Below are 24,535 nucleotides of genomic sequence, written 5' to 3' on the forward strand. Positions count from 1 at the left end.
AAGAAGGAACTTCGATGACTACCATGCCTCGCCCCCTTTATGAAAACAAAGAGGAGAAAGATATTGATCTTGCCCACCTCTTTGACACCTTCCTCAACAACCGCGGACTGATTCTCGGCATCACCGGTTTCTTCGCCGCGCTTGGCATCGCTTACGCGCTGTTGTCGACGCCCGTATACCTGGCGACCGCCCTGATCCAGATCGAGCCGAAGAACGGCCTGCCGAGCCTGACCGACGTCGTGAAGGTCAACCCGCCGGTCTCCCCGGCGGAAACCGAGATTTCCCTGCTCAAGTCGCGCTCCGTGGTCGGCGCCGCGGTCGAGGCGCTCAACCTTGACATCGTCACAGAGCCGCATCACTTCCCGCTGATCGGCGGCTTCGTCGCACGCCGCTTCGAACCCACCGAAGAGGGCGAACTGGGCTGGTACCCGGCCGGGTTCGACTCCTACGCCTGGGGTGGCGAGAAGCTGCGCATCACCGAACTGCTGGTTCCGGACAAGATGCACGGCGAAGAGCTGACCCTCGAGGCCGCCGAGAACAACGGCTTCATCCTGCGCGACACCGATAACGAAGTGGTCGTCCAGGGCACCGTCGGCGAGACCATCGAGAATGGCGAGTACCGCATCACCGTCGCAGAACTGCTGGCGCGTCCGGGCACCACGTTCTCGGTCATCAAGAACCGCACCTACAACACCACCGAGAACTATCAGCAGCGTCTGAGCGCGGGTGAGCGCGGCAAGCAGTCGGGCATCATCGGCGTCTCGCTGGAAGATCCGGACCCGGAAAAGGCCGTCCTGGTGCTCGAGGAAGTCGCCAATCGCTACGTCGGTCAGAACGTCGCGCGCAACGCGGCCGAAGCGACCCAGAGCCTCGAGTTCCTCGCCGACCAGATTCCGCAGATCCGCGCCCAGCTGAACGAAGCGCAGACCGCGCTGAACAAGTTCCAGACCGGTAATCGCTCGGTGGACATCACGGCCGAAACCCAGTCGGTACTCGACCGTATCGTCGACCTGGAAAAGCAGATCTCCGAGCAAAACCTCAAGCGCACGGAGATGGAGCGTCGCTTCACGCGCCAGCACCCCAACTTCCAGTCGCTGATGAACCAGATCGCCCAGCTCGAAGCGCAGAAGGAAACCCTGGAAAAGCAGATCGGCACCCTGCCCTCTACCCAACAGGAACTGCTGCGTCTGAACCGCGACGTCGAGGTGACTTCCGAAACCTATTCGATGCTGCTGAACAAGACCCAGGAACTGGACATCATCCGTGCCGGTACCGTGGGTAACGTGCGCATCATCGACCACGCGGCCGCCGACATCGAGAACCCGGTCAAGCCGAACAAGCCGCTGGTAGTGATCGTCGCCACCATCCTGGGCGGCATCCTGGCCGTGCTCTTCGTGTATGTCCGCGAGGCGCTCAAGCGCGGCGTGGAAAACCCCGAGGAGATCGAGCGCACCGGTACGCCGGTCTACGCGGCCATCCCGTTCAGCGAGAAGCAGGGCGCGATCGAAAAGCGTCTGGCCAACTTCAAGCGCGACAAGAGCAATGCCTCTTACCTGCTCTCGGTGACCGATCCGGCGGACCTGGCCACCGAAGCGATGCGCAGCCTGCGTACCAGCCTGCACTTCGCCATGATCGAGGCCAAGAACAACGTCCTGATGATCACCGGCCCGAGCCCGGCGGTCGGCAAGTCGTTCGTCACCACCAACCTGGCGGCAGTCATCGCCCAGTCCGGCAAGAAAGTGCTGCTGGTCGACGCCGACATGCGCAAGGGCTACATGCACAAGGTCATGCGCTGCCAGCCTGACAAGGGCCTGTCGGACATCCTGTCGGGCCGCATCACGCTGTTCGATGCGATCCAGAAGACCCAGCTGAACAACCTGCACGTGATCAGCCACGGTCAGCTGCCGCCCAACCCGTCCGAACTGCTGATGCACGAGAACTTCGCACGCTTCGTGCGCGAAGTCAGCACCATGTACGACTTGGTGATCTTCGACACCCCGCCGATCCTCGCGGTCACCGACGCCGCGCTGGTGGGCAGCCAGGCCGGCACCACCCTGATGGTCACCCGCTATGGCCTCAATGGCGTCAAGGAAATCGAAGCGGCCAAGCGCCGGCTCGAGCAGAACGGCCTGCTGGTCAAGGGTGTGATCTTCAACGCCGTGGAGCGCAAGGCTTCCACTTATGGCGAGTACGGGTACTACCAGTACGACTACCAGACCACCAAGTGACGGTCACCCCGCTCTCCGATGCGTTCGCGCGTCGGAGCGCGGGGATGTGAACCGGTTACCAGCACGGCGAGCGGACATACCCAGCGACGTGGATAAAGGGAATTTCGGCCCATGCGACGTTGTCCATAGCGCGTCGTTACCGCTCTAGGTCGCGGCAGAACGAGCCCTTGCAAGTCTGCGACGCGACATCAAGCCTCTCGTATCAAGAAGAACTCCCGAGCCACGCAAGACCCTCGGCCTCTTTTTCTTTGCCGACGAAGGTGACATATGGAAAAGCAAACGTACAAGGTACCTGGCACATGGCGCCGGCTGCTTGGTCTTGCCGCCGCGCTGGCGAGTTCCCTGGCCATCGCCGACCAGCAGGAACAGCGCGCCGCGACCCATTCGGGTCTCGACCTGGTCGGGATCAACATGTCGGCGGCCTTGTTCGCCCCGCACATCCTTCCCGGCAAGTTGGGGACCAACTACTTCTATCCCGACAAGAGCTATTTCGCGTACTACAGCTCGAAGAACATCCGGCTGATCCGCTTCCCCTTTATCTGGGAGCGCGTGCAGCACAACCTGGGCGAAGGAATGAACTTCGACCAGATCCGTCTGTTGAGACGAACCCTGGACTACGCCGCGGCCCATGGCCAGAAGATCATTCTGGATATGCACAACTACGGCCGCTACAAGGACCAGCTGATCGGTAGCCCGGAGGTTCCCTACGAGGCCTACGCCGAGATCTGGCGCAGACTCGCGCAGACCTTCAAGGACCACCCCGCGCTCTACGGCTACGACATCATGAACGAGCCGCACAGCACCCAGGGCCTCTGGCCGGGCGCCGCGCAGGCGGCGGTCAACGCCATCCGCGAAGTGGACCGCAAGACGCCGATCATCCTCGAGGGCGACCGCTGGGCGAGCGCCTTTCACTGGCCGCATTACAACGCCGATTTTCTGATCGACGATCCGGCGGACAACCTCATCTATTCGGCGCACCTTTATCTCGACTCGGATTTCTCCGGCAAGTACGAGCCGGAAAACAGCAAGAACATCCATCCCATGCTGGGCGTCGATCGTGCGCGGCCATTCATCGAATGGCTGAAGAAGCACAACCTCAGGGGTTTCCTCGGCGAATACGGAATTCCGTACGACAACGAAGAAATGAAAGTCGCGATGGATAACCTGCTCGCCTACCTCAACGACAACTGTGTACCCAGTGCGTACTGGTCCGCCGGGCCCGGCTGGGGCACCTACAAACTTTCACTTGAGCCGCGCGACGGCGAGGACCGCCCTCAAATGAAGATCATGCAGAAACACCTCGCTAACAGTTGCACCGAGATTGGACCTTTCCCCGATTGACGCGACGGTTGAAGAAAGACATTTACGGAGTTATTCCCACATGAAATTCGGCTTGCTATGGCATTCGTTCTCTTCCGGCAACCTCGGTGTAGGTGCGTTGAGCATCTCCAACATGTTGCTGATCGACGAAGCCGCGCGCAAAAAAGGGATTACGCCGGAATTCCTCATCATTGGCTCGTCCGGTCCAAGCAACTATCCGCCCTCGACCGAGCGCTTCAAATACGAGTTCATCGAGTTCAACGAGAAAACCCTGCTCAAGAGCCCGATGACGCTGCTCAACGCGATCCGCTCCTGCGACGCCATCTTCGACATCGGTGAAGGCGACAGCTTCTCCGACATCTATGGCAACAAGCGCCTGATCAAACTACTGCTGAGCAAAGGCATGGCGCTGACCGGCCACGTACCGCTGATTCTGTCGCCGCAGACTATCGGTCCGTTCAAGTCGGACATCGCCGCCAAGGCCTCGGCCTACGTGATGAAGAAGTCGACCAAGGTGTTCGCCCGCGACCACCAGTCGTTCAGCGTCCTGGAGCGCCTGGACATCGAAAACCGTGACGAGGTGATCGACGTCGCCTTCGCCCTGCCCTTCACCCGCAGCACCGAACAACGTTCGCCCGACCGGCTGGCGATCGGCATCAGTGTCTCGGCACTGCTGCACCATGGCGGCTACGAGGGCAGCTCGAACCAGTTCGGCCTGCAGGCCGATTACGAGGCGCTCACCTCGCGCCTGATCGAGGCGCTGATCGCCCAGGGCCATGAAGTCCACCTGGTGCCCCATGTGATTCCTCTCGGCTTCCCCGAGGAAGACGACTACACCGTGTCCGAGGCGCTTCGCGAGCGCTACCCGCAACTGAAGCTGGCGCCCCGCTTCAAAGGGCCGATCGAGGCGAAGTCCTACATCAGCGGGCTGGATTTCTTCATCGGCGCACGGATGCACGCCACCATCGGTGCCTTCTCGGCCGGGGTTCCCGTGGTACCGCTCGCCTACAGCCGCAAGTTCTCCGGCCTGTACGAGTCGCTGGACTACCACCGCGTCGTCGACCTGAAGACCGAGTCCACCGACAGCGCCCTGCAAAAGGTCCTCGAGAATCTCGAGAACCGGGAGCAACTGCGCCAGGAGGTCGCCGCCAGCGCCGAGATCATCAGGCGCAAGCTGACCGCCTACGGCGCGGCTCTGGAAGACATCATGACCACGCTCATCCAGGGACAGCCCGCTTATCAGGAATGACGCATGCGCGATCATGCCCTCATGGGGGTCACCACCGCGGCTCGCACCGCGGTGGCCCTCGGCACGCTTCTGATCCTGGCCCGGACCCTCGGGCCTAGCGATTTCGGTTTCATCTCCATCGTCATCACCTGGTCCACCATCGTGGCCCTGGTGACCGACTACGGCTTCGGCATGCGCGCCCTGCGCGACATCGGCGCCGAGCGCGAGCGCGCGGGAGAAATCATGTCGGCGAGCCTGGCGGCCAAGACGCTGCTGGTCGTGCCCGCGTGCGTGATCCTGGTCCCGCTGATTCTCTTCGTGTTCGACCTGCAACCGATCGAACGCCTGGCCGCCGTGCTGTTTCTGCTCGGCACGCTCGCCTCTTCCTACGGGGACCTGGGGCTGACGGTGTTCCGCAGCATCGGCCAGTTCCACCGGGAAACCAGGATCGTGGCCCTGACCGCCGCGCTGCATTTCGTGCTGATCGGGATCGCGATCCTGGCGCGCAACGATGTGCTGGTGATCGGCCTGGCCTTTCTCGTCTCGCGCCTCATCTATGCCGCGGCGGCCTTGCAGGCGCTGTCGAAGATCCTCGACCTGCGCGGCATCATGCGCAACTCCTGGCGGGTGCTCGCCGAGCGTTTCAGGTCCTCGACCAGCTTCGCCGTGGACAGCGGCGCGACCAACATCTTCGCCCAGCTCGACGTCATCCTGGTCAACCACCTGGCCGGCCGCGAAGCCGCAGGGATCTATTTCGCCGGCTCCCGCCTGATCCAGGGCGCGGTGCCGTTCAGCGTGCTGCTCGCCAGCGTGCATATCCCGCGTTTCGCCCATCGCCTGCATCACAAGAGCGCCGGGCTGTTCCGCTACGGGATGCGGATTCTCGCCGAGTACGTGGGCATGGGCCTGGTGTTCGCGCTGGCGTTTCTGTTCATCGGCCCTCTGTTCACCGACTACTTCCTGGGCCCCGACTATGCGGAACTCAACACGCTGTGGCTGGCCTTCGCCTGCTTCACCGCTTCGCGCTTCGTCGCCGCGGGCCTGGGCGTTCAGCTGATCGCACTGGGCACCGGATTCCTGCGCACCTTCGGGATCATCACTTCGGGCGTGATCACCGTGCTTTGCTACTGGTTTTTTATACCGAGCCACGGGATACAAGCGGCGCCTTGGGTGTCAACTCTCGGCATGATCGTGCTGACACTCATCTACGGATATGCGGTGTTCAATATTTTCCGCAAGCAGCGGGCGCAGCGGGTCAGTTAATTACACCGGCCGGGGTCGCCGGGCTGGTCGCTTAAGGAAAAGGCAGGTATGAAAGCTTTGTTGAAACGCGTCATGAACAACGATCTGTGCAGCGGCTGCGGGATGTGCAGCGCTGCCGCAGAAGATGACGCCATCAAGATCAGGATCAATCAGGACGGTTACCGTCGCCCCTTCCTCAATCGAACCTATCAATCCAGGGAAATCGCCGATGCGGCGACTTCCGAGGCGTTCGGCAAGTCCTGTCCGGCCCTGAACCTCGACATCCGTCCCTACAAATCGCAGAACTACCATCCCATCTGGGGTGAGATCCTGGAGACCCTCAAGGGCTATGCCGCCGACGACGAGATCCGTCAGGCGGGCTCTTCCGGAGGCGTGATTTCCGCGCTCGCCCAGTACTGCCTGGACAAGAAGCTGGTCGACGGCGTGATCCAGATCCAGGCCTCCCAGGACGACCCGCTGGAAAACGTCGCGGTGATCAGCCGCTCGCGGCAGAACGTCATCGCCTCGTCGGGCTCGCGCTACGCGCCGGCCTCGCCAGCCGAAGCGCTCAAGTGGGTGGCGATGTCGACCGAGAAGTACCTGTTCATCGGCAAGCCGTGCGACGTCGGCGCCGTGCGCCAGATGCAGCAGCACAACCCGCGGCTCAAGGAAAACATTCCGCTGATCGTGTCCTTCATGTGCGCGGGCACGCCGAGCCTGCACGGCACCCATCAGGTGCTCGACCAGCTCGAGGTCGAGCGCGACGAGGTCACCGCCTTCCGTTACCGCGGCGACGGCTGGCCGGGCCTGACCAAGGCCACGCTGAAGAACGGCGAGTCGCGCACCATGACCTACAACGACTCCTGGGGAAAGGTGCTCAACCGGCACCTGCAGACGCGCTGCAAGATCTGCCCCGACGGCATCGGCGAGTTCGCCGACATCGTCTGCGCCGACGGCTGGGAAGGCGATGAAAAAGGCTATCCCTCCTTCGCCGAGCGGGAAGGCAATTCGCTGATCCTGTTGCGCACGACAAAAGGCCGCGAACTTTTCCGAAACGCGGAGGCCGATGGCGTTGTCAAAGCGGAAGCGTTCGATACCGACAGCATCTTTTCGATACAACCGTTCCAGTACTACCGCCGCACGACCATCCTGCCGCGGCTGCTGGCGATGAGGCTGCTGATGCTCAAGACGCCCAGCTACAAAGGCTTCGAGCTGGGCAAGGGGATGCGTGAGATCGGGCTTTACCAGAGTTTCAAGGCCTTCACCGGCCTGCTGGTAAGGCGCAAGAAAATCAAGAAGCGCCCGCTGGAAACGGCATGAGCCAGCGTAGCGAACAAGGGACCAACACCTAAGGACTCAGGAATGACCAGTTTCAGTTCACGCTTTTTCTTCGTTCCCCTCCTCATGCTGGTGTTCATCCTGCACTTCCAGGTGCTGGGTGAAGGAACGCACAACCCGTACGGCGTCCGGGCACTGACCGAGATGTACCTGGCGACGTGCATCCTGCTGGCGATTTTCGCCACCCTGGCCAGGGCCGAAACCGCCTCGCCCGAACTGAGGATCCTCACCTATTACGCGGTCTACACCTGCGCCGTGTTCATCCTGCTGCCGGCGATCTTCTCCAACATGACCTTCGGCCAGCCCCTGGTCTACGGCTTCATCGAAGAGCGCCGGGTGCTGTTCTGTCTCGGCTTCCTGCCGTTGCTGCTGCTGAGCAAGCGGCTGAGCACGCTGCAGTTCGAGCGCGCGTTTCTCTATGCCGCCCTGGTGGCGGTTTTCCTGTCGTGGTGCTTCAAGTTCGGCGTGATTCCCGACCAGCGTACCGAGCAGGTCGCCTGGGACCGTCCCGACCGCTCCTCGATCGGCGCACACCTGATGTGTCTGGCTTACTTCTACTGCATCCAGATCTGGTCGACCGGCACCTCGCCGATCAACGGCGCGCAGCGCAGCAAGAACTTCTATCTGCTGATCGCCGTGATCCTGCTGCTGACCCTGGTCTTCGCGACCCAGACCCGCCAGCTGATCTTCATGTGCCTGTGCTTCACCCTGTTCTGCCTGCGTGCCAAGGCGGTGATCTGGGCAGCGGCGCTGTGCGTACTGCTGTCGCCGTTCTACTTCTACCCCGTCCTGCTGGAAGTGCTGGGCCTGAACATCGAGTTCTACAGCAGCCAGCTCGAAGGCGTCGAAGACAACGTTCGCTCCAACACCATCCGGCAGATCATGGCTCATCTGGACCTGGTCAACTGGATGCCCAGCGGTTCGCTCTCGCTGATGTGGCAGGACGGCTTCATCCCCTACTTCGGCGAGCATTTCTTCCTCTCCGACGTCGGCGTGATCGGCACCCTGTTCCGCTTCGGCTTCCTGGTATTCCTGGTCGTTCCGCTGACCCTGTTCCTCTACCAGCGCATCGCCAAGCGCATCTGCAAGGACACCACCTTCCTCTACCCCACCATGCTGGCGTTCTTCGTCATCTGGCCCCTCTCGGGCCTGCTGGAATACAACCAGGCGTCGATTGCAATGCTGTTCGTCATCCAGTCATTGAAAGCCCGTCACCTTCGCAGCAAGGAATCAGCTCATGAACGTCGCACTTATCCTCAACTACAAGGCAGCTACTGAGACGATCAGCTGCGCCGAGAGCCTGCTGGCCCACTGCGCAGACCTGGATCACGTGGTTGTGATCGATAACGACTCCCGGGACGGGTCGATCGAGACGCTCAACCGCTGGCACGTCGAAAAGGCCGACCCCAGGGTCACGGTGCTCGCCAACCCGGAGAACAACGGCTATGCCGGCGGCAACAACTACGGGCTGCTCTGGGCGCGCAAGAACCTGGACGTGGAGCACTTCTGGATCGTCAACAACGACACCTATGTCGATTCGGATGCCTTCGCGCCCATGCTCGCAGCCCTGAAGGCCAACCCACGTCAGTTCGTCGGCTCGGTCATCCTCAATGCGGCCGACGGAAACCTCGAATGCTACGGCGGCGGCAAGCTGTATCCGCTGCTGGGCAAGGCCAAGCTGCTGGGCAAGGGCCAGACCATCGAGTCGATGCGCAACACCCAGGAGACACCGGACTACCTGATGGGCTGCAGCCTGGCGTTCAAGGCCGATCTGGTCGACGAGATCGGCCTGATGGACGAACGCTACTTCATGTATTCCGAAGAGGTGGACTGGCAGTTCCAGGCGCGCAAGCAGGCCGGGATCACCATCCAGGTCATTCCCGAGAGCCGTCTGTTCCACTACGGCTCGCTCAGCTCCGGCGGGCGCTCTGCCTTCTATCACTACTACCGCAACCGCGCCGCCACCCGTTTCAACAAGCGGTTCTACGGACCGCTGTTCGCACTGGTGTCCGCCTTCTTCCTTTCTGCGATCACGGTCATCAAGGAATTCAAGAATCCCGGCCACGCCTGGTCGGGAATAAAGGGCGCTTTCAAGGGAGTAACGATGAGTGTCAAGTGAAGCGAATCATGCCTTCGGGGTGCATTTCTATACGGGTAGCAAGGCCTCTCTGCTGGAACTGATCAAAGAAGGCATCCGGCAGCCATACTCGTACGTCGTAACCCCCAACGTCGATCACCTGCCTCAGCTGCAGCGCAACGATGCGCTGCGCCAGGCCTATGACAACGCCCGGCTGCGGGTCTGCGACAGCCGGATCCTGCTGCCGATGCTTCGCTCGCTGGGCATCGAGGTGCCCGAAGTGATCACCGGCAGCGATCTCACCGTGGACCTGCTCAAATGGGCCGATCGGGAGCGCCTGACCCTGGTGCAGATCGGCGCCACGGATCATGAGTGCGAGCTGCTGCGCAAGCTGTATCCCGGCATCACCATCTATCACCACAACCCGCCGATGGGCTTCATCCGCAACCCGGAGGAAGTCCAGCGCTGCATCGATTTCGTCGTGCAGCACCCGTCGGACCTGGTGTTCTTCGCCGTGGGTACGCCCCAGGGCGAGATCGTCGCCAGCATGGTCCCCAGCCACGAACGTACCGGGATGGCGTTCTGCATCGGCGCGTCCATCTCGTTCGCCACCGGCACCATCAGGCGCGCGCCCGTCTGGATGCAGCGGGCGAAACTCGAGTGGCTGTATCGCATGTTGCGCGAGCCGCGCCGCCTGGCCAGGCGCTACTGGAACGATGCGCTCTACATCGGGCCGGCGTACCTGCGCGAGCGCAGCTATCGCCAGCAGAGGGTCAAGCCGGCCAAGCAGGATTCCTGACCATGAAGCTGCGAATTGACTTGGGATTGCACTGGAGGCGGTGAACCAGATCAGAGCACAGGGGTCTATCCCTACTGTCAATGATCAATTCGATGGCAATTCAATATCGAAATGATCGCAACCTGCGCCCTTCGCTTCGTCGCCCTTCGGCGAGCGACATGTGGATCGCGCCAGGGAGCTCCGCCCCTGATGCATCAGGCGGGATGAATCGAAGCCAGGCAACGGCAAACAAGAACAATCCCCGAGCCGCTTCCTTCCCCCGCATGCTGATGCAGCAGGCATAACAATAGGTCAAAAGGAGAAAGCACTTTGGCTACCAAGATGATCTGGTTGCTGAGGAGTGAGGAGAGATGACTCCGATCCTCTTAGCCGGGCACAGGTTCGACCTGTCCGCCTCGCTTACGAATGTGAATCAAGCCGCGTCACTCAGTGAACAACAACCTCTCCGTCAAGGATGAAACCATGAAATCTATATTCGCTCTCGCCGTCGCCTCTGCTCTGACTCTGCAGGGCTGCGCATTCGCGCCCGGCCAGTACCTGGATCCCGATGAATTCAAGGAAGGCGCCGAAGCCGAGCACGGTACCGTCCAGCTGATCCGCATCACGCCGGACCTGCTCAAGGGCGACCTGACCTCGGACATGGGCACCACCGCCAAGGAAGAGCTGCTGAACTACAAGCCGTCCTCCTACCGCATCGGCGCCAACGACCTGCTGTACATCACCGTCTGGGACCATCCTGAACTGACCACGCCGTCCGGCTCCCAGCAGCAGATGGACGCCAACGGTCGTCTGGTTCGCCCCGATGGCACCCTGTTCTACCCCTACATCGGCAACGTCAACGCCGCCGGCATGACCATCGAGGAGCTGCGCTCCACCATCGCCCGCCGCCTGACCTCCTACATCGACAGCCCGCAGGTGGACGTCAGCATCCTGCGCTTCGGCAGCCAGCGCGTGATCCTGTCCGGCGCGTTCAACACCGCCGGCGAGATTCCGGTGACCACCGCCCCGATGACCATCGTTCAGGCGATCGGCCAGGCCGGCGTCGCCACCGAGGATGCCGACCTCACCGGTCTGACCCTCAAGCGTGACGGCCGCGAGTACCTGCTCGACGTCGACTCGCTGAACCGTCGCGATTCCTGGCTGCACCAGGTCTACCTGAAGGACGGTGACACGCTGCACCTGCCCTACAACGACCAGAAGAAGATCTACGTCCTGGGCGAGATCCAGCAGCCGCAAGCGCTGACCTTCAAAGCCACCAGCATGAACCTGATGGACGCCATCGGTACCGCCGGCGGCATTCGTCAGGAAACCGCCGACGGCGAAGCGGTCTACGTGATCCGTGGTGCGGAAAGCATGGCCACCGAGCCGGCCAAGGTGTTCCAACTCAACGCCAAGTCGCCGACCGCGTTCGCCCTGGCCAAGCACTTCCCGCTGCAGCCCCAGGACGTGGTGTTCGTTGGCCCGGCCAACATCACCCGCTGGAACCGCTTCATCAGCCAGCTGCTGCCGTCGGCGAACATCATCGGCACAGGCGCCGCGGCTGACTACAACCTCAACCGTCGCTGATAGCGCAAGCTGACACGGGCCGTTGATCGGCTCGTCGCACGAAGGCCGCAGATCCATAGGATTTGCGGCCTTTTTGTTTGAGCCGACATGCGGTGAGAAAAGAGATGAAGGACAAAAGGAAATCGTTGGCACGCCTGCCGTTCGTCGTGGCGCTGTCCACCCTGCTCGCAGCGGCGCTGGCCACTACGCCGCTACCCGAACCCATCGACCATGCCGACAAGCTCTATCACTGGTTCGGTTTCACCGTGCTGACCCTGTGCGCCCAGGTCGCGTTTCCCCGCGCGGCATTGATGACGGTGCTTGCGCTGGTGCTCGGCATCGGCGCGTCGATCGAGCTGACCCAGGCGCTCCTGCCCACCCGGATCGGCTCGTGGAAAGACATGCTGGCGAACCTCGCCGGCGCGGCCAGCGGCGCACTCCTCATAGGAGGCTACCGCTGGCTCAAGGTGCGCGCGCCGGCGGCTTCCCCTAATGCATCAGCTCGCTGAAAGGGATGAAGGACACCGTCGCCCCCGCCTCGAACGCGCGATGCTCGCGCACCTCGACCAGGCCATCGGCCCAGGACGCGCTGCGCAGCACCGACGAACTCTGGTTCGGGTACAGCACGGCACGGCCCTGCTCCAGACGCGCTCGCAGGTACTCGCGGCGCGTGCCCGCCCGCGGCCAGTCGAAGGCTGCCGGCACCTCGACGGTCAGGGGCTCCACCGCAGCGACGCCGAGCCGGCGCAACAAGTAGGCACGTGCGAACAGGCCGAACGTCACCAGCGTCGAGGCCGGATTCCCAGGCAGGCCGATCAGCGGAATCGCGCGATAGTGTCCGCAGGTGAGTGGCTTGCCCGGCTTGATGGCGAGTTTCCAGAAAGTCAGCTCGCCCTCCTCGCGCAATACTTGCCCGAGAAAGTCAGCCTCCCCGACCGAAACGCCTCCCGTGGAGAGAACCAGGTCGGTTCCCTGCAGCGCGCCCAGCGCTTCGCGGATGCGCTGGGGATCATCGGGTAGAACGCCCAGGTCGAGCACATCGCAGCCAAGTGCGCGCAGCCACTGATCGAGCAGGCTTCGGTTGCTGTTATAGATCTGCCCCGCCGCGAGCGGGCGCCCCGGTTCGACCAGCTCGTCACCCGTGGACAGCAGCGCGACTCGTGGCCTGCGCATCACCTTGAGGGTATTGGCGCCCACCGATGCGGCCAGCGCCAGCTCGATTGCCCCCAGGCGGGTACCGGCCTCCAGCATCGTGTCGCCACGTCTCGCCTCGCCGCCCTGCGGACGCACGTGCTGCCCGGGCCGCACCGGCTGGGCGAAACGTACCCGCCCGTCATCGAGCAGCTCGACGTTTTCCTGCATTTCGACCGTATCGGCACCTTCGGGCATGGGTGCCCCGGTGAAGATCCGCGCGCAGCTGCCCGCCTGCAGCGGAGCCGGCTGCATGCCGGCGAAGATTTTCTGGCTGACCGGCAACGGCTCGCCGGCCAGGTCACCCTGTCGCAGGGCATAGCCGTCCATGGCGCTGTTCGGCCAGGGCGGCAGATCCAGATCGCAGACCAGCGGCTCGGCGAGAACCCGACCGTTGGCCTGCGCCAGGGGAACGATCTCGACCTCGCGAATCGGTGCTGCATCCGCCTGCTCCAGCAGCAGCGCCAGGGCTCGCTCTACGGGCAGAAGCGAAGAGGCGCCGCTCATGAGCGCGTTTCGCAGGGCGCCGCCTGCTTCAGGTGCGGCACGAAGTTGCAGGGCCGGTGGCGCGCATCGAGCTGTTGCTCGAGGATACCGTCCCACGCCGTACGGCAGGCGTTGGTCGAGCCCGGCAGGCAGCAGACCAGGGTCGCATTGGCCAGACCCGCCAGCGCTCGCGACTGCACCGTCGAGGTGCCGATATCGCCGAAGGAAATCTGCCGGAACAACTCGCCAAAACCATCGACCTGCTTGTCGAGCAGGCAGGCAACCGCCTCGGGGGTGCTGTCACGCCCGGTGAAACCGGTTCCACCGGTGATCAGCACCACCTGAACCACATCCTCGGCGATCCAGCGGGCGACCTGCGCGCGAATCCGGTACAGATCATCCTTGAGCAGCACCCGCTCGGCCAACCGATGCCCGGCGCCGGTCAGCTTGTCGACCAGCAACTGACCCGAGGTGTCGGTCTCGAAGGTACGCGTGTCGCTTACCGTCAGAACGGCGATATTCAAAGGCGCGAAAGGTTGTTCAGCCTTGTGACTCATGGAGCTTCATCCGGTTGTTGGCATGCGAAGCCGGTGTTATATCACAGCCTTTTGCGGAGCCGTCCGATGCCCGAACACCTGTCGCCACCCTGCTCGATACTCGTCCTGGCCGGGGGCCGCGGCCAGCGCATGGGCGGTCGGGACAAGGGGCTCGTGACCTGGCGCGACAAGCCGCTGATCCAGTGGGTCCGCGACGTCGCCCGCCCGCTGAGCGATGACCTGATCATCTCCTGCAACCGCAACCAGGAACGCTACGCCGCCTTCGCCGACCGGCTGGTCGGCGACGATCGACCGGACTTTCCCGGACCACTGGCCGGCATACGCGCAGGTCTGGCGGCCGCGAGACATCCCTGGCTTCTGGTCATCCCCTGCGATGCGCCACTGATCGATGACGCCCTGCTGTCCCGGTTGCATCGCGCCGCCGGGGAGGCGGACCGCGCCGCCATGCTGCGCCGGGATGGGCAATGGGAGCCGCTGTTCTGCATGATCCCGACCCGCTTCGCGCCACAGATCGAGCAGGCCTGGCTTGCCGGCGAACGAAGCCCCAAGCAGGTGCTCTTTCCCCTCGGCGTACAGGCGGTCGACCTCGATGCGGATGATCGGCGGGTGGCCAACTTCAACTCCCCCGACCTGCTGGACCAGCCGGACCCTGCGGGAACTTAGCGCGGGAGCCTCCGTCACACCGTTGTCACCACAACATTCGAGGAGAAGTGCAATGCGGCATCGCCTAGCTGCAGCAGTCATGGTTGCCTTTGGCATCCTTCTGGCGGGTTGCTCGTCGCCCAGCGTGATCACGCTCAACGATGGCCGAGAGATCCAGACGCTCGATCGTCCCAAGTACGACGAGGATTCCGGCTTCTACGAGTACGAACAGATCGACGGCAAACCCGGCAAGGTCAACAAGGACCAGGTCCGCACCGTTCAGGAGCTCTGAACCCGGGCGGCGTGCATACCCCGAACGGGGGCGTTAAAAACCTCGCTCTAAGGTCTTGTGGAGCAATGGTTTTTATGTAAAATGCGCGCCAGCTTCGGAGCGTAGCGCAGCTTGGTAGCGCGTCTCGTTCGGGACGAGAAGGTCGCTGGTTCGAATCCAGTCGCTCCGACCATATCCCGACCAGAATGTCTGCTGATGTTCTGGAAACAATAAAACCGGCCTTGGCCGGTTTTATTGTTTCTACAGCAGATAAATTCCGGGACTCCTGCTTTTCCCTTTCTGCTAATGCACATTCGAACGATACGTCGGAGCAGGCACATGGATTGGTTGTCCGCCACACTCGCCGCAACACTGGCCGCCCCGCTGTTTCTTATGGCCGTGGTTCTGTTTCGCCAGTCGGGAAGAGCCAGAACATTACCCGCCGCCTTCGCGTTGATCTCGTTAAGTATGCTGAGCACCCTAGGCGCCCTCGGCTTCGCGGGTTTGACGATCATCGAGTGGTTGCGTTAGACCATAGTAATATTCAGCTTAAAAAGCTCACTACTTGCTCGGCTTCGAACGGCCAGTCCAGTTCCGCCCCGCTATCGACTCGCCTGAGCACGGGGATACGCAGCGCGTAATCGTCCATCCACCGCTCCTGCTCGGCGATATCCAGAAGCTCGACCATCAGCCCATGCTCGACCAGAGGCAAGAGAATTGCTTCGGCCTGTTCGCACAAATGGCATCCCAGCGTTCCGAAAAGTTGGCATTCGGGCAACATGTTGGCTGTAACTCTCCTATATGTAATGCAACAGTCTAGCAGCCGGTCCGCGAAGCTCCACGCACGCCTTTAATCAGGGCGGCGTTACCGGCCAGTGCGCCAAACAAGAACATTGCAACTTGATGACAAAAGCGTCATTTCGCCAAGCTCTTCACAATATTGTAATTTTCAACGCAGCCGGTGGAATTCTTCACATTAGGGTTCGACGTTCGCCAAACAAAGCGATAGGATGCGGCGCCGAAGGCAACCAAATGGGTTGTCTGGAATCCTCCGTTATGGTCGGAGGATTGCATAAGCGACGTTGCGGGAAATAACAATGCAGCCCAGGGATGCTCGATGCATCCAGTGCGTCGGTGGGGGAAGTCTTGAAGACTCACGTCCAAGAGCCAACGCAGTGGAAGCAGGACTCATCCGTGGCGCCGCAATAGCGCGACACCAGAGCATCATCCAACAGGAGACATAAGAAATGCTCAAGACCCCCATCGCCCGGGCCGTGGCTCTCGCCACTCTGGGAGCAAGCTTGACCATCCCGACCATGGCTCACGCCGAGTTCATCAAGGACAGCAAGGCCGGTTTGGAGCTGCGTAACTTCTACTACAACAACGATTTCCGTGATCCGGCTAGCGCCACATCGCGCGGTCAGAGCAAGCAGGAAGAGTGGGCTCAGGGCTTCCTGCTGCGCTTCGAATCCGGCTTCACCGAAGGCACCGTTGGTTTCGGTCTCGATGCGATGGGCCTGTTGGGCGTGAAGCTCGACGGCGGTGGCGGCAGTGGCGGCACCGGCCTGCTCCCTGCCGATCTCTCCAGCGTCAATGCCGCTCAACGCAAAGCGGGCTCGCAGGATGATTACTCACACATCACCTATGCGGCCAAAGCGCGTATCTCCAAGAGCACTCTGAAAGTCGGCGACCTGCAGCTTAAGAACATGGCCATCGCCTCCAGCGACAGCCGCCTGCTGCCCCAGACCTTCCAGGGCGGTCAGCTGAACTCGATGGAAATCGCCGGTCTGACGCTGGATGCTGGTTACCTGAACCGTGTCAACAACCGCGACTCGACCAACAATCAGGACATCATCCTGAGCAACGTTAGCGGCACCAACGCCTCAGGCATCCGCATGAACAGCGGCCGTCAGAACCTGACCGACGAATTCCAGTTCGTTGGCGGCACCTACAAGGTCATGGACAACCTGACCGCCGCGTACTACTACAGCAACCTGGAAGAGATGTACAAGCAGCACTCTTTCAACGTGGTTCATGTCCTGCCGCTGGCTGACAAGCAGTCGCTGAAGACCGACCTGCGCTACGCCCGCTCCAAGGACGATGGCAGCACCAACATCGACAACAAGGCGTTCGGCGCCATGGTCACCTACGCCCTGAGTGGCCACAGCTTCGGCCTGGGCTACCAGCAGATGAACGGTGACACCGGCTTCGCCTATGTTGGCGGTACCGACCCATTCCTGGTGAACTACGTTCAGGTTGGCCACTTCGGCAACCGCGAGGAGAAATCCTGGCAGGCCCGTTATGACTTCAACTTCGCGTCGGTCGGCATCCCAGGCCTGACCTTCATGACCCGCTACCTGACCGGTGACAACATCGAGCTTGGCGCTGGCGTTGCAGAAGGCAAAGAGTGGGAACGTAACACCGACATCGCCTATGTGTTCCAGAACGGTGCTCTGAAGAACCTGGGCATTCGCTGGAGGAACGCGACCATGCGTACCAACCTCCCAGGCGTACGCGACGTCGATCAGAACCGCCTGATCGTCAGCTACACCCTGCCGCTGATGTAATCTACGACTGCAGGCAGCACCAAGAACCCGCCCTGGCTTGCCAGGGCGGGTTTTTTATTGCGTTCGCATCGCAGCGAAGCGGATAGAGGGGATACAGCGGAACCTTGAGGGGCTGGCGGGCTCGAATTTCGAGGTACAGGGCGTCACGTCCTGTTGAATACCTCGATGAAAGGAGCGGCAGATGACTCTCGAATCCACAAATGGTCTCCCCGGTACTTCCCAGCCCTCTTCCAGCACCACGGACGATCAACAGATGCCTCTGTTCGACAAGTCCGCCCACAAGCGCAACCTGCAGAACGCCCAGAGCGCACTGATCGAAGAATTCCACACGCTCATCGGTGACACCGAGCGACTGCTCAAGTACACCCAGAACACTGCCGGCACCCAGGCCGAAGAGCTGCGCACCAAGCTCAACGAAAACCTCGCCAGAGCGCGGGAAATGCTCAAGGACCGCGAAGGCTCGATGCGTGGCCAGGGCCAGGCGGCGATTGAGTGCACCCAGGACTATGTCCAGACCCACCCCTGGCAGTCGGTCGGCGTCGCCGCCGGCGTCGGCTTCCTGCTGGGCCTGCTGTCGTCGCGCAACTGATGCAGAGGGATACCCCCATGGACTCCACGCACAACGATGAGGCGCCCAAGCCGTCCCTGAAAAAGCTGGGAGGCGCGCTCGTTGGGTTGATGCAGGGCCATCTGGAATTGCTGGGCATCGAGTTCCAGGAGGAGAAGGCGCGCACTTTTCGCCTCTTCCTCCTGGCAGGTGTTTCGCTGATTCTGGGATTGCTGATCCTGGTCGGCCTGTCGGCCGCCATCGTCATCGCCTTCTGGGAAACACACCGCATCGCAGCGATTCTGGTGTTGTGCGCCGTCTACGCCGTCGCCCTGGCCATCTGCATCAGCAGAGCGCTGAAACTCGCCAAGGAGTGCGCCGCCCCCTTCCAGGCGACGCTGGAGGAGCTGGCCCGCAACCGGGAGAGACTATTGCCATGAGCCTTCCCTTGACCACATCCAAGGACATCGGCATGCGCAAGGACCTCGTCCGCCTGCGCATGGAAATGCATCGTCAGCAATTGCTGTACAACGCCCAACCCCTGTCCCACCCGCTCCAGATGGTACGCAACATGGCCAGTCGACGCAGCGCGTCCTCCGGCTCCGGTTCCGGCAAGACCCCACTGATGATCGCGACGACCATCGGGCTGTCCTTGTTCGGCCGGCGGCTGGGGCGTTTCGGGCGTCTGGCCAAGCTCGCGCTCGCCATCTACCCCTTGGTCAAAGGCGGAAAAATGCTGGCGCGCAAGCACTAGGCCGCCCGCTCATCCGAGCCGGGATCGCCCCGGCGGAAACGGCCTCGGATGGGTCTTAGGAAGTCATTGACCGGGTCGCGATTAACAACGAGACTTCCGATCGCCCTGATAGCGACAAACCAACAGATCCACATCCCGCTTCACGTTCGCAGGCCTGGCTCGAAGCATCGGCGCGCCTGCCCGCCGCAGCGATGCGGTTTTGATCCAACTGGAGAACAGCGCCCTTGGATTGGCATACCTTGCTCACCCGTGAGCGGCTCGGAAAACCCGTTCACAGCGATGAAGAGCTGGGCCGCAGCCCCTTTCACAAGGACCATGACCGCATCATCTTCTCCGGCGCTTTTCGCCGCCTCGGCCGCAAGACCCAGGTCCACCCCGTTTCCAGCAACGATCATATCCACACCCGCCTGACCCATTCCCTTGAAGTCAGTTGCGTAGGCCGGTCGCTCGGCATGCGCGTCGGGGAGGTACTGCGCGACGCACTGCCCGAATGGTGCAGCCCCGCCGACCTGGGCATGATCGTGCAATCGGCCTGCCTGGCCCATGACATCGGTAACCCGCCGTTCGGCCACTCCGGCGAAGACGCCATTCGCTACTGGTTCCAGCAGGCTGCCGGACGGGGCTGGCTCGACGACATGACCGAAGCCCAGCGCGCGGACTTCCTGAACTTCGAAGGCAATGCCCAGGGCTTTCGCGTGTTGACCCAGCTCGAATACCACCAGTTCGACGGCGGCACGCGACTCACCTACGCGACACTGGGCACCTACCTCAAGTACCCCTGGACCTCTTCCCACGCCGAGGCCCTGGGTTACAAGAAGCACAAGTTCGGCTGCTACCAGAACGAGCTGCCGCTGCTGGAGCAGATCGCCGGAAAGCTGGGCTTGCCGCAGCTCGACGGTCAACGCTGGGCCAGGCACCCGCTGGTGTACCTGATGGAAGCCGCCGACGACATCTGTTACGGGCTGATCGACCTCGAAGACGGCCTGGAAATGGAGCTGCTCGACTACGCCGAAGTGGAGTCGCTGCTGCTCGACCTGGTTGGAGACGACCTGCCGGAAACCTACCGGCAACTGGGCCCGCGCGATTCCCGACGACGCAAGCTGGCGATCCTGCGGGGCAAGGCGATCGAGCATCTGACCAATGCCGCCGCGCGCGCCTTCGTCGAACAGCAGCAGGCACTGCTCGCCGGCGGGCTGTCGGGGGACCTGGTGGAGCACATGCACGGCTCGGCGAAGCGCTGCGTGCTGCAGGCCAAGGCGATGGCGCGGGAGAAGATCTTCCACGACAAGCGCAAGACGCTGCACGAGATAGGCGCCTACACCACCCTGGAAATCCTGCTCAACGCGTTCTGCGGCGCAGCCCTGCAGCAACATAGCGGGCAGAGCCTGTCGTTCAAGAACCGCCGCATCCTGGATCTGCTGGGCAACAGCGCACCTGACCCTTCCTGGCCGCTGTACCTGTCGTTTCTGAGAATGATCGACTTCATCGCCGGCATGACCGACAGTTACGCCACCGAAATGGCCGCAGAAATGACCGGCCGCTCCAGTCCGGTATGACGACGTGAAGCATCTGCTGCAGCAAAGCTTTCGCTGGCATGCCGGCCGCCCTGCCTGGGGCGCTGCGGCGATGGCCGGCTTTGGCTGCGCCCTGCCCTTGCTGCTCGGCCTGTTCAGCGGCCATCCGGGCTTTCTGTGGGCCACGGTGGGCGCCTTCCAGGCCGCCAAGGCCAACCCGCTGCACCGCTTCGGCATGCTGCGCATGTTGTTGCTCATCGCCCTGGGTGCGCTGAGCACCGCCTTGGGCTTCTGGTCGGCCACCCACCCCCTGGTGAGCCTCGGCCTGTTCGCCTTCTACGGCCTGCTGCTGGCGTGGCTGCAGCGCTATGGCACCGAGGCCGGCAAGCTGGGCATCGGCCTCGCGATCTGCCTCTGCCTGGGCCAGGGTCAATACGGTATCGGCAGCTTCAACAATCCCCAGGCGATCGCCGTGCTGTTCGCCCTCGGCGGACTCTGGGTGACCCTGCTGGCGTTCGGAATGCGCGGCATGCACGGCCTGCGCATGTGGCCCTACATGCCGAGGATCAAAAGCCTGCTGAAGGTGCTGCAACGCCACGCCCGGCGTACGCCAATCCGTCAATGGCGGATCGTCGCCCTGAGCTACGTTCTGTGCTGTGCGTTGGGTGGCCTGACCGTGACGCTCGCCGAACTGCCACGCGGCTACTGGCTGACCCTGGCGATCTTCACCACGCTGCAGCCGACGTTCCAGCACAGCCTGATCAGGGCATTTCAGGCGAGCCTCGCGATCCTGCTGGCGGCCGTCCTGCTCATCTACATGGGGCACAGCCTGGCCGACCCGCCGTTGATGGTGATGGTGATGCTGCCGCTGGTGATGCTCAGCCGGGCGTTCCAAGCCCATCACTACGGGCTGTTCGTCATGCAGACCACGGTCTGCTTCGTGCTGCTGGCCGAAAGCCTGGCACAGGACTGGAACCTGCCCCAGGTGCGGCTGATCAATGCGCTCATCGGCGTCGGCATTGCGCTGACCGTGACCGCACTGATTCATCTGATCCGGCATCTGATCGCCCGGCGCCAGACCCGGACCCGCGAACGGATGGGTGTGGCGGCCGGCGATCAGCGCAAGGACGTTACTGGTCCTGAGTCCTGATCGGCGTCTGCGGGTACCAGACATCCATCAGCGGGCTGACGGTCGCTTCGGTGAGCTCATCACGGCCCTTGAGCCAGGACTCCACGGCGCCTCGCTGCTCCTCGGTGACGGAGCCACGGCGGCCCAGGCACACGAAGCCGTAATCTTCCCCGCCGACGTAACCCAGGCCGTTGGCCTCGATCGCCTCGGTCAGGAAGGATTCGAGAAACCCGTCCACCGTGGCCGAATCGAGGCCCTCGCGGTAATTCATCGTCACTTCGAAGCCCAACTCCTGAAACTCGTCCACGCAGAGTTTCTTGCGCAGACGGCGCGAGCGATTGGTAGCCATGGTCGTTCCTTTTTGATCGATAACCGGGGCGCGCACTCTATCAGCTGCCGGCCCGCTCATGTAAAAACCGCGGCTGCAGCGCCAATAAAATCGGCCGCCCCGACGAGTATGGCGCTCCCCGCGCCTTCCGGTTCGGGAAAGACGCAATAAACCCGCTACGCTTGTCGGATAGAGGCACCGTGCCTTGATGGCTCGGGCATAATCGCCTCAATTTTCCCTAAAGCAGTGGGAAGCCGCCGTGCCATGCCAACGCACGGTTTACCCATTGCGCCTCTAACCAATGGGCGCATCCTTCATGAAAGCATTGTTTTTCCGCTTTGCCCTTGCTGCGCTCGCCTTGCCGCTTTCCACCGCGGTAACGGCGGCCTCGGTCAACCAGACGCTGCCCTCCCGCGTCGAACAGGCCCTCAAGGCCAACAAGATCGGGAGCGATGCCCTGTCGGTGGTGATGCTGCCACTGAACGGCAACGGCACGCCGACCATCGTCAACGCCGACGTCTCGGTCAATCCGGCTTCGACGATGAAGCTGGTCACCACCTATGCGGCCCTCGAACTGCTCGGCCCCAACCACCAGTGGAAGACCGAGTTCTATGCCGATGGCCCGCTCGAGAACGGTGTGCTCAACGGCAACCTGTACCTCAAGGGCGGCGGCGATCCCAAGCTCAACATGGAAAAGCTCTGGCTGCTGCTGCGCGACCTGCGCGCCAACGGCGTGCAGAAGGTAACTGGCGACCTGGTGCTCGATCGCAGCCACTTCGTCCATCCGGACCTGCCGGCCTTCGATGACGACGGCGGCGACCAGAACAAGCCCTTCCTCGTCGAGCCCGACTCCCTGCTGGTCAACCTCAAGGCGCTGCGCTTCATTGCCCGCGCCGATGCCGGGAAGGTCAACATCGCCGTCGAGCCGCCCATCGAAAGCGTGCGCATCGACAATCGCGTCAAGGTGCTCAAGGGCGGAAGATGCCCTGCGCCCGATGTCCGCTACAACCCGGTCAAGGAGCTGAGCGGGGTCACCGTGATCGTGACGGGCAACCTGACCGAAGGCTGCAGCTCGCAGACCTACCTCGCCCTGCTCGACCACGCCCACTATGCCGCCGGCGCGGTCAGGGCGATCTGGAAGGAACTGGGCGGCTCCATCGCCGGAGCGGATCGCGTCGCCAACGTACCCAAGGGCGCGCGCCTGCTGGCACGGGCCTTTTCTCCGGACCTGGTCGAAGTCATTCGCGACGTCAACAAGTACAGCAACAACACCATGGCGCGTCAGTTGTTCCTGAGCCTCGGGGCTCAGTTTCGCAACGAAGCCGACGTCGACGACGCCATGGCTGCGCAGCGGGTGATCCGCCAGTGGCTGGCTAAAAAGGGCATCACCGCCCCCCAGCTGGTGATGGAGAACGGATCGGGCCTTTCGCGCGCCGAGCGGATCACCGCCCGCGAGCTGGCCACCTTGCTGCAGGCCGCCTGGCGCAGCCCCTACGCGGCGGAGTTCATCTCGTCGATGCCTCTGGCGGCGCTGGACGGAACCATGCGCAAGCGCCTGCGCAACACCGAGGTGGCCGGCAAGGCGCACATCAAGACCGGCACCCTGAACACCGTTCGCGCCATCGCGGGCTATAGCCGGGACGACGAGGGCAATACCTGGGCCGTCGTCGCGATACTCAATCACGACCGCCCCTGGGGCGCCTCGGCGATCCTCGATCAGGTGCTGGTCAGCCTGTACAACCAGCCGCGCAGCCAGAGCACCGCGCAGCGCTGACACCAGGCCCGGGCGCCAGAGCCCGGGCCCGGCGGCCGATCACCGTCGCGCCTGCATGCGCCAGGCGCGGTGGATCTTGGTGTTTCGCTTGAAGTCCTCATCGAGCGTCGACGCGGAGATCTCCTCCACCGCGTAGCGCGCCTCCAATCCCGCGTCGAGCACGAACTTGCGGAAGTTGTTGGAAAAATACAGCACGCCTCCCGGGGCCAGGCGCGCCATCGCCAGGTCGAGCAGCGCCACATGGTCACGCTGCACGTCGAACACGCCTTCCATGCGCTTGGAGTTCGAGAAAGTCGGCGGGTCGATGAAAATGAGATCGTACTCGCCACGGTCGTCGGCCAGCCAGGCCATCACGTCGCCCTGTTCGAGCCGATGGCGGTCGGAGAACCCGTTCAACGACAGGTTGCGGCGCGCCCAGTCCAGGTAGGTTTTCGACAGGTCGACGCTGGTGGTGCTGCGCGCGCCGCCCTTGGCCGCATGGACCGTCGCGGTAGCGGTGTAGCAGAACAGGTTGAGAAAGCGTTTGCCGGCCGCCTCGCGCTGTATCCGCAGGCGCAGCGGCCGGTGATCGAGGAACAGCCCGGTATCGAGATAATCGGTGAGGTTGACCAGCAACCGGACACCGCCCTCCGCCACCTCGAGAAACTGCCCCTGGCTGGCCTGGCGCTCGTACTGGCGCGTGCCGCTCTGCCGCTCGCGGCGCTTGACCACCACCCGGTCCTGGGAAATGCCCAGGGCGTGAGGGATGGCGCCAAGCGCATCGAGCAGCCGTGCCTGGGCCTTCTCCGGATCGATGGAGCGAGGCGGTGCGTATTCCTGAACGTGGACCCAATCCCCATAGAGGTCGATGGCCAGCGCGTACTCGGGCATGTCCGCATCGTAGACGCGGTAGCACTCGATCCCCTCCCGGCGCGCCCATTTGCCGAGCTGCCTGAGGTTCTTCTGCAGGCGGTTGGCGAACATCTGCCCACCCTCGGTCAATCGCGCCGGCTCGGTCG

25 protein-coding genes and 1 tRNA gene are annotated in these 24,535 nt (G+C 62.7%); 21 read left to right on the forward strand and 5 right to left on the reverse strand.

The genetic code is table 11. The features are described 5' to 3' along the window. The first annotated feature begins 14 nt into the window (after positions 1 to 14). The 10 genes from DN824_RS06560 to DN824_RS06605 all read left to right on the forward strand — a co-directional run bounded on the left by DN824_RS06560 (position 15) and on the right by DN824_RS06605 (position 12,286). Positions 15 to 2,228 carry a polysaccharide biosynthesis tyrosine autokinase gene (locus DN824_RS06560; RefSeq protein ID WP_138407545.1) on the forward strand — a complete coding sequence of 738 codons (2,214 nt, stop codon included), beginning with the start codon at positions 15 to 17 and terminating at the stop codon, positions 2,226 to 2,228. A gap of 267 nt (positions 2,229 to 2,495) precedes the next feature. Then, positions 2,496 to 3,569 carry a glycoside hydrolase family 5 protein gene (locus DN824_RS06565; RefSeq protein WP_138407546.1) on the forward strand — a complete coding sequence of 358 codons (1,074 nt, stop codon included), beginning with the start codon at positions 2,496 to 2,498 and terminating at the stop codon, positions 3,567 to 3,569. A gap of 40 nt (positions 3,570 to 3,609) precedes the next feature. Beyond that, positions 3,610 to 4,797 carry a polysaccharide pyruvyl transferase family protein gene (locus tag DN824_RS06570; RefSeq protein ID WP_138407547.1) on the forward strand — a complete coding sequence of 396 codons (1,188 nt, stop codon included), beginning with the start codon at positions 3,610 to 3,612 and terminating at the stop codon, positions 4,795 to 4,797. A 3-nt stretch (positions 4,798 to 4,800) separates the two neighbouring features. Further along, positions 4,801 to 6,039, forward strand: a complete 1,239-nt coding sequence (locus DN824_RS06575) for an oligosaccharide flippase family protein (RefSeq protein WP_138407548.1) — start codon at positions 4,801 to 4,803, stop codon at positions 6,037 to 6,039. A 48-nt stretch (positions 6,040 to 6,087) separates the two neighbouring features. Next, positions 6,088 to 7,338, forward strand: a complete 1,251-nt coding sequence (locus DN824_RS06580; RefSeq protein ID WP_138407549.1) for a Coenzyme F420 hydrogenase/dehydrogenase, beta subunit C-terminal domain — start codon at positions 6,088 to 6,090, stop codon at positions 7,336 to 7,338. 42 nt (positions 7,339 to 7,380) lie between these two features. Further along, entirely contained in the window at positions 7,381 to 8,634 is a 1,254-nt protein-coding gene (locus DN824_RS06585; RefSeq protein WP_138407550.1) for a hypothetical protein, read from the forward strand. Beyond that, complete coding sequence (locus DN824_RS06590; RefSeq protein WP_138407551.1) at positions 8,594 to 9,475, forward strand: glycosyltransferase family 2 protein; 882 nt, start codon at positions 8,594 to 8,596, stop codon at positions 9,473 to 9,475. Before DN824_RS06585 ends, DN824_RS06590 begins: the two co-directional genes overlap by 41 nt. Further along, entirely contained in the window at positions 9,465 to 10,232 is a 768-nt protein-coding gene (locus DN824_RS06595; protein ID WP_138407552.1) for a WecB/TagA/CpsF family glycosyltransferase, read from the forward strand. Before DN824_RS06590 ends, DN824_RS06595 begins: the two co-directional genes overlap by 11 nt. Before the next feature lie 462 nt (positions 10,233 to 10,694). Next, on the forward strand, positions 10,695 to 11,798 hold the full coding sequence (locus tag DN824_RS06600) for a polysaccharide biosynthesis/export family protein (protein ID WP_138407553.1): 1,104 nt from the start codon (positions 10,695 to 10,697) through the stop codon (positions 11,796 to 11,798). 125 nt (positions 11,799 to 11,923) lie between these two features. Continuing rightward, positions 11,924 to 12,286, forward strand: a complete 363-nt coding sequence (locus tag DN824_RS06605) for a VanZ family protein (protein WP_158295369.1) — start codon at positions 11,924 to 11,926, stop codon at positions 12,284 to 12,286. On the opposite strand, the gene DN824_RS06610 is transcribed toward DN824_RS06605, so the two are convergent. Further along, positions 12,267 to 13,475, reverse strand: a complete 1,209-nt coding sequence (locus tag DN824_RS06610) for a molybdopterin molybdotransferase MoeA (RefSeq protein WP_138407555.1) — start codon at positions 13,473 to 13,475, stop codon at positions 12,267 to 12,269. The two genes, DN824_RS06605 and DN824_RS06610, sit on opposite strands and share 20 nt — an antisense overlap. Then, a complete protein-coding gene (gene moaB / locus DN824_RS06615; protein WP_138407556.1) occupies positions 13,472 to 14,011 on the reverse strand; it encodes a molybdenum cofactor biosynthesis protein B in 540 nt (179 codons plus the stop codon). Before moaB ends, DN824_RS06610 begins: the two co-directional genes overlap by 4 nt. 66 nt (positions 14,012 to 14,077) lie before the next feature. Between moaB and mobA the strand changes: the two genes are divergently transcribed. From mobA to DN824_RS06635, 4 genes are all read left to right on the forward strand, one after another. Further along, positions 14,078 to 14,674: a molybdenum cofactor guanylyltransferase MobA gene (gene mobA / locus DN824_RS06620; protein ID WP_138407557.1), complete on the forward strand. Its 597-nt coding sequence runs from the start codon at positions 14,078 to 14,080 to the stop codon at positions 14,672 to 14,674. A gap of 52 nt (positions 14,675 to 14,726) precedes the next feature. Then, positions 14,727 to 14,945, forward strand: coding sequence for a YgdI/YgdR family lipoprotein (locus tag DN824_RS06625; RefSeq protein ID WP_138407558.1), 219 nt, complete (start codon positions 14,727 to 14,729; stop codon positions 14,943 to 14,945). A gap of 95 nt (positions 14,946 to 15,040) precedes the next feature. Then, positions 15,041 to 15,117, forward strand: a tRNA-Pro gene (locus DN824_RS06630). Between the two features lie 146 nt (positions 15,118 to 15,263). Beyond that, positions 15,264 to 15,455: a hypothetical protein gene (locus tag DN824_RS06635; protein ID WP_138407559.1), complete on the forward strand. Its 192-nt coding sequence runs from the start codon at positions 15,264 to 15,266 to the stop codon at positions 15,453 to 15,455. Between the two features lie 13 nt (positions 15,456 to 15,468). On the opposite strand, the gene DN824_RS06640 is transcribed toward DN824_RS06635, so the two are convergent. Then, a complete protein-coding gene (locus DN824_RS06640; protein WP_138407560.1) occupies positions 15,469 to 15,705 on the reverse strand; it encodes a glutaredoxin family protein in 237 nt (78 codons plus the stop codon). A 466-nt stretch (positions 15,706 to 16,171) separates the two neighbouring features. Here DN824_RS06640 and DN824_RS06645 point away from each other — a divergent pair, with 466 nt between their 5' ends. The 6 genes from DN824_RS06645 (at position 16,172) to DN824_RS06670 (ending at position 21,456) form a co-directional block, all read left to right on the forward strand. Further along, positions 16,172 to 17,491, forward strand: a complete 1,320-nt coding sequence (locus tag DN824_RS06645; RefSeq protein ID WP_138407561.1) for an OprD family porin — start codon at positions 16,172 to 16,174, stop codon at positions 17,489 to 17,491. A 181-nt stretch (positions 17,492 to 17,672) separates the two neighbouring features. Further along, positions 17,673 to 18,080 carry an ElaB/YgaM/YqjD family protein gene (locus DN824_RS06650; protein ID WP_138407562.1) on the forward strand — a complete coding sequence of 136 codons (408 nt, stop codon included), beginning with the start codon at positions 17,673 to 17,675 and terminating at the stop codon, positions 18,078 to 18,080. Positions 18,081 to 18,097: 17 nt separating this feature from the next. Next, positions 18,098 to 18,478 (forward strand): phage holin family protein, encoded by a 381-nt coding sequence (locus DN824_RS06655; RefSeq protein ID WP_138407563.1) that lies wholly within the window; start codon positions 18,098 to 18,100, stop codon positions 18,476 to 18,478. Continuing rightward, complete coding sequence (locus DN824_RS06660; RefSeq protein ID WP_138407564.1) at positions 18,475 to 18,792, forward strand: hypothetical protein; 318 nt, start codon at positions 18,475 to 18,477, stop codon at positions 18,790 to 18,792. The genes DN824_RS06655 and DN824_RS06660 overlap by 4 nt, the downstream gene beginning before the upstream one ends. A gap of 224 nt (positions 18,793 to 19,016) precedes the next feature. Then, positions 19,017 to 20,348 carry a deoxyguanosinetriphosphate triphosphohydrolase gene (locus DN824_RS06665; RefSeq protein ID WP_138407565.1) on the forward strand — a complete coding sequence of 444 codons (1,332 nt, stop codon included), beginning with the start codon at positions 19,017 to 19,019 and terminating at the stop codon, positions 20,346 to 20,348. A gap of 4 nt (positions 20,349 to 20,352) precedes the next feature. After that, positions 20,353 to 21,456, forward strand: a complete 1,104-nt coding sequence (locus DN824_RS06670) for an FUSC family protein (RefSeq protein WP_138407566.1) — start codon at positions 20,353 to 20,355, stop codon at positions 21,454 to 21,456. Here the strand turns inward: DN824_RS06670 and DN824_RS06675 are convergent. Continuing rightward, complete coding sequence (locus DN824_RS06675; protein ID WP_138407567.1) at positions 21,437 to 21,784, reverse strand: YggL 50S ribosome-binding family protein; 348 nt, start codon at positions 21,782 to 21,784, stop codon at positions 21,437 to 21,439. The two genes, DN824_RS06670 and DN824_RS06675, sit on opposite strands and share 20 nt — an antisense overlap. Positions 21,785 to 22,079: 295 nt before the next feature. On the opposite strand from DN824_RS06675, the gene dacB reads away from it, so the two are divergent. Continuing rightward, positions 22,080 to 23,537 (forward strand): D-alanyl-D-alanine carboxypeptidase/D-alanyl-D-alanine endopeptidase, encoded by a 1,458-nt coding sequence (gene dacB / locus DN824_RS06680; protein ID WP_138407568.1) that lies wholly within the window; start codon positions 22,080 to 22,082, stop codon positions 23,535 to 23,537. 39 nt (positions 23,538 to 23,576) lie between these two features. Here the strand turns inward: dacB and rlmKL are convergent. Continuing rightward, positions 23,577 to 24,535 (reverse strand): bifunctional 23S rRNA (guanine(2069)-N(7))-methyltransferase RlmK/23S rRNA (guanine(2445)-N(2))-methyltransferase RlmL (gene rlmKL / locus DN824_RS06685; RefSeq protein ID WP_138407569.1); only part of this gene is annotated, 959 nt, incomplete at its 5' end.

Source organism: Stutzerimonas nosocomialis (assembly GCF_005876855.1).
Taxonomy (GTDB): domain Bacteria; phylum Pseudomonadota; class Gammaproteobacteria; order Pseudomonadales; family Pseudomonadaceae; genus Stutzerimonas; species Stutzerimonas nosocomialis.

What these genes read in the sequence shown, in the direction of transcription:
- DN824_RS06650 (WP_138407562.1), top strand. Translation starts at nt 17,673, where the DNA reads ATGACTCTCGAATCCACAAATGGTCTCCCCGGTACTTCCCAGCCCTCT.
- DN824_RS06560 (WP_138407545.1), top strand. Translation starts at nt 15, where the DNA reads ATGACTACCATGCCTCGCCCCCTTTATGAAAACAAAGAGGAGAAAGAT.
- DN824_RS06640 (WP_138407560.1), bottom strand. Translation starts at nt 15,705, where the DNA reads ATGTTGCCCGAATGCCAACTTTTCGGAACGCTGGGATGCCATTTGTGC.
- dacB (WP_138407568.1), top strand. Translation starts at nt 22,080, where the DNA reads ATGAAAGCATTGTTTTTCCGCTTTGCCCTTGCTGCGCTCGCCTTGCCG.
- DN824_RS06675 (WP_138407567.1), bottom strand. Translation starts at nt 21,784, where the DNA reads ATGGCTACCAATCGCTCGCGCCGTCTGCGCAAGAAACTCTGCGTGGAC.
- DN824_RS06660 (WP_138407564.1), top strand. Translation starts at nt 18,475, where the DNA reads ATGAGCCTTCCCTTGACCACATCCAAGGACATCGGCATGCGCAAGGAC.
- DN824_RS06610 (WP_138407555.1), bottom strand. Translation starts at nt 13,475, where the DNA reads ATGAGCGGCGCCTCTTCGCTTCTGCCCGTAGAGCGAGCCCTGGCGCTG.
- DN824_RS06625 (WP_138407558.1), top strand. Translation starts at nt 14,727, where the DNA reads ATGCGGCATCGCCTAGCTGCAGCAGTCATGGTTGCCTTTGGCATCCTT.
- DN824_RS06655 (WP_138407563.1), top strand. Translation starts at nt 18,098, where the DNA reads ATGGACTCCACGCACAACGATGAGGCGCCCAAGCCGTCCCTGAAAAAG.
- DN824_RS06585 (WP_138407550.1), top strand. Translation starts at nt 7,381, where the DNA reads ATGACCAGTTTCAGTTCACGCTTTTTCTTCGTTCCCCTCCTCATGCTG.
- DN824_RS06570 (WP_138407547.1), top strand. Translation starts at nt 3,610, where the DNA reads ATGAAATTCGGCTTGCTATGGCATTCGTTCTCTTCCGGCAACCTCGGT.
- DN824_RS06600 (WP_138407553.1), top strand. Translation starts at nt 10,695, where the DNA reads ATGAAATCTATATTCGCTCTCGCCGTCGCCTCTGCTCTGACTCTGCAG.
- DN824_RS06635 (WP_138407559.1), top strand. Translation starts at nt 15,264, where the DNA reads ATGGATTGGTTGTCCGCCACACTCGCCGCAACACTGGCCGCCCCGCTG.
- DN824_RS06565 (WP_138407546.1), top strand. Translation starts at nt 2,496, where the DNA reads ATGGAAAAGCAAACGTACAAGGTACCTGGCACATGGCGCCGGCTGCTT.
- DN824_RS06580 (WP_138407549.1), top strand. Translation starts at nt 6,088, where the DNA reads ATGAAAGCTTTGTTGAAACGCGTCATGAACAACGATCTGTGCAGCGGC.
- DN824_RS06575 (WP_138407548.1), top strand. Translation starts at nt 4,801, where the DNA reads ATGCGCGATCATGCCCTCATGGGGGTCACCACCGCGGCTCGCACCGCG.
- DN824_RS06590 (WP_138407551.1), top strand. Translation starts at nt 8,594, where the DNA reads ATGAACGTCGCACTTATCCTCAACTACAAGGCAGCTACTGAGACGATC.
- moaB (WP_138407556.1), bottom strand. Translation starts at nt 14,011, where the DNA reads ATGAGTCACAAGGCTGAACAACCTTTCGCGCCTTTGAATATCGCCGTT.
- mobA (WP_138407557.1), top strand. Translation starts at nt 14,078, where the DNA reads ATGCCCGAACACCTGTCGCCACCCTGCTCGATACTCGTCCTGGCCGGG.
- DN824_RS06645 (WP_138407561.1), top strand. Translation starts at nt 16,172, where the DNA reads ATGCTCAAGACCCCCATCGCCCGGGCCGTGGCTCTCGCCACTCTGGGA.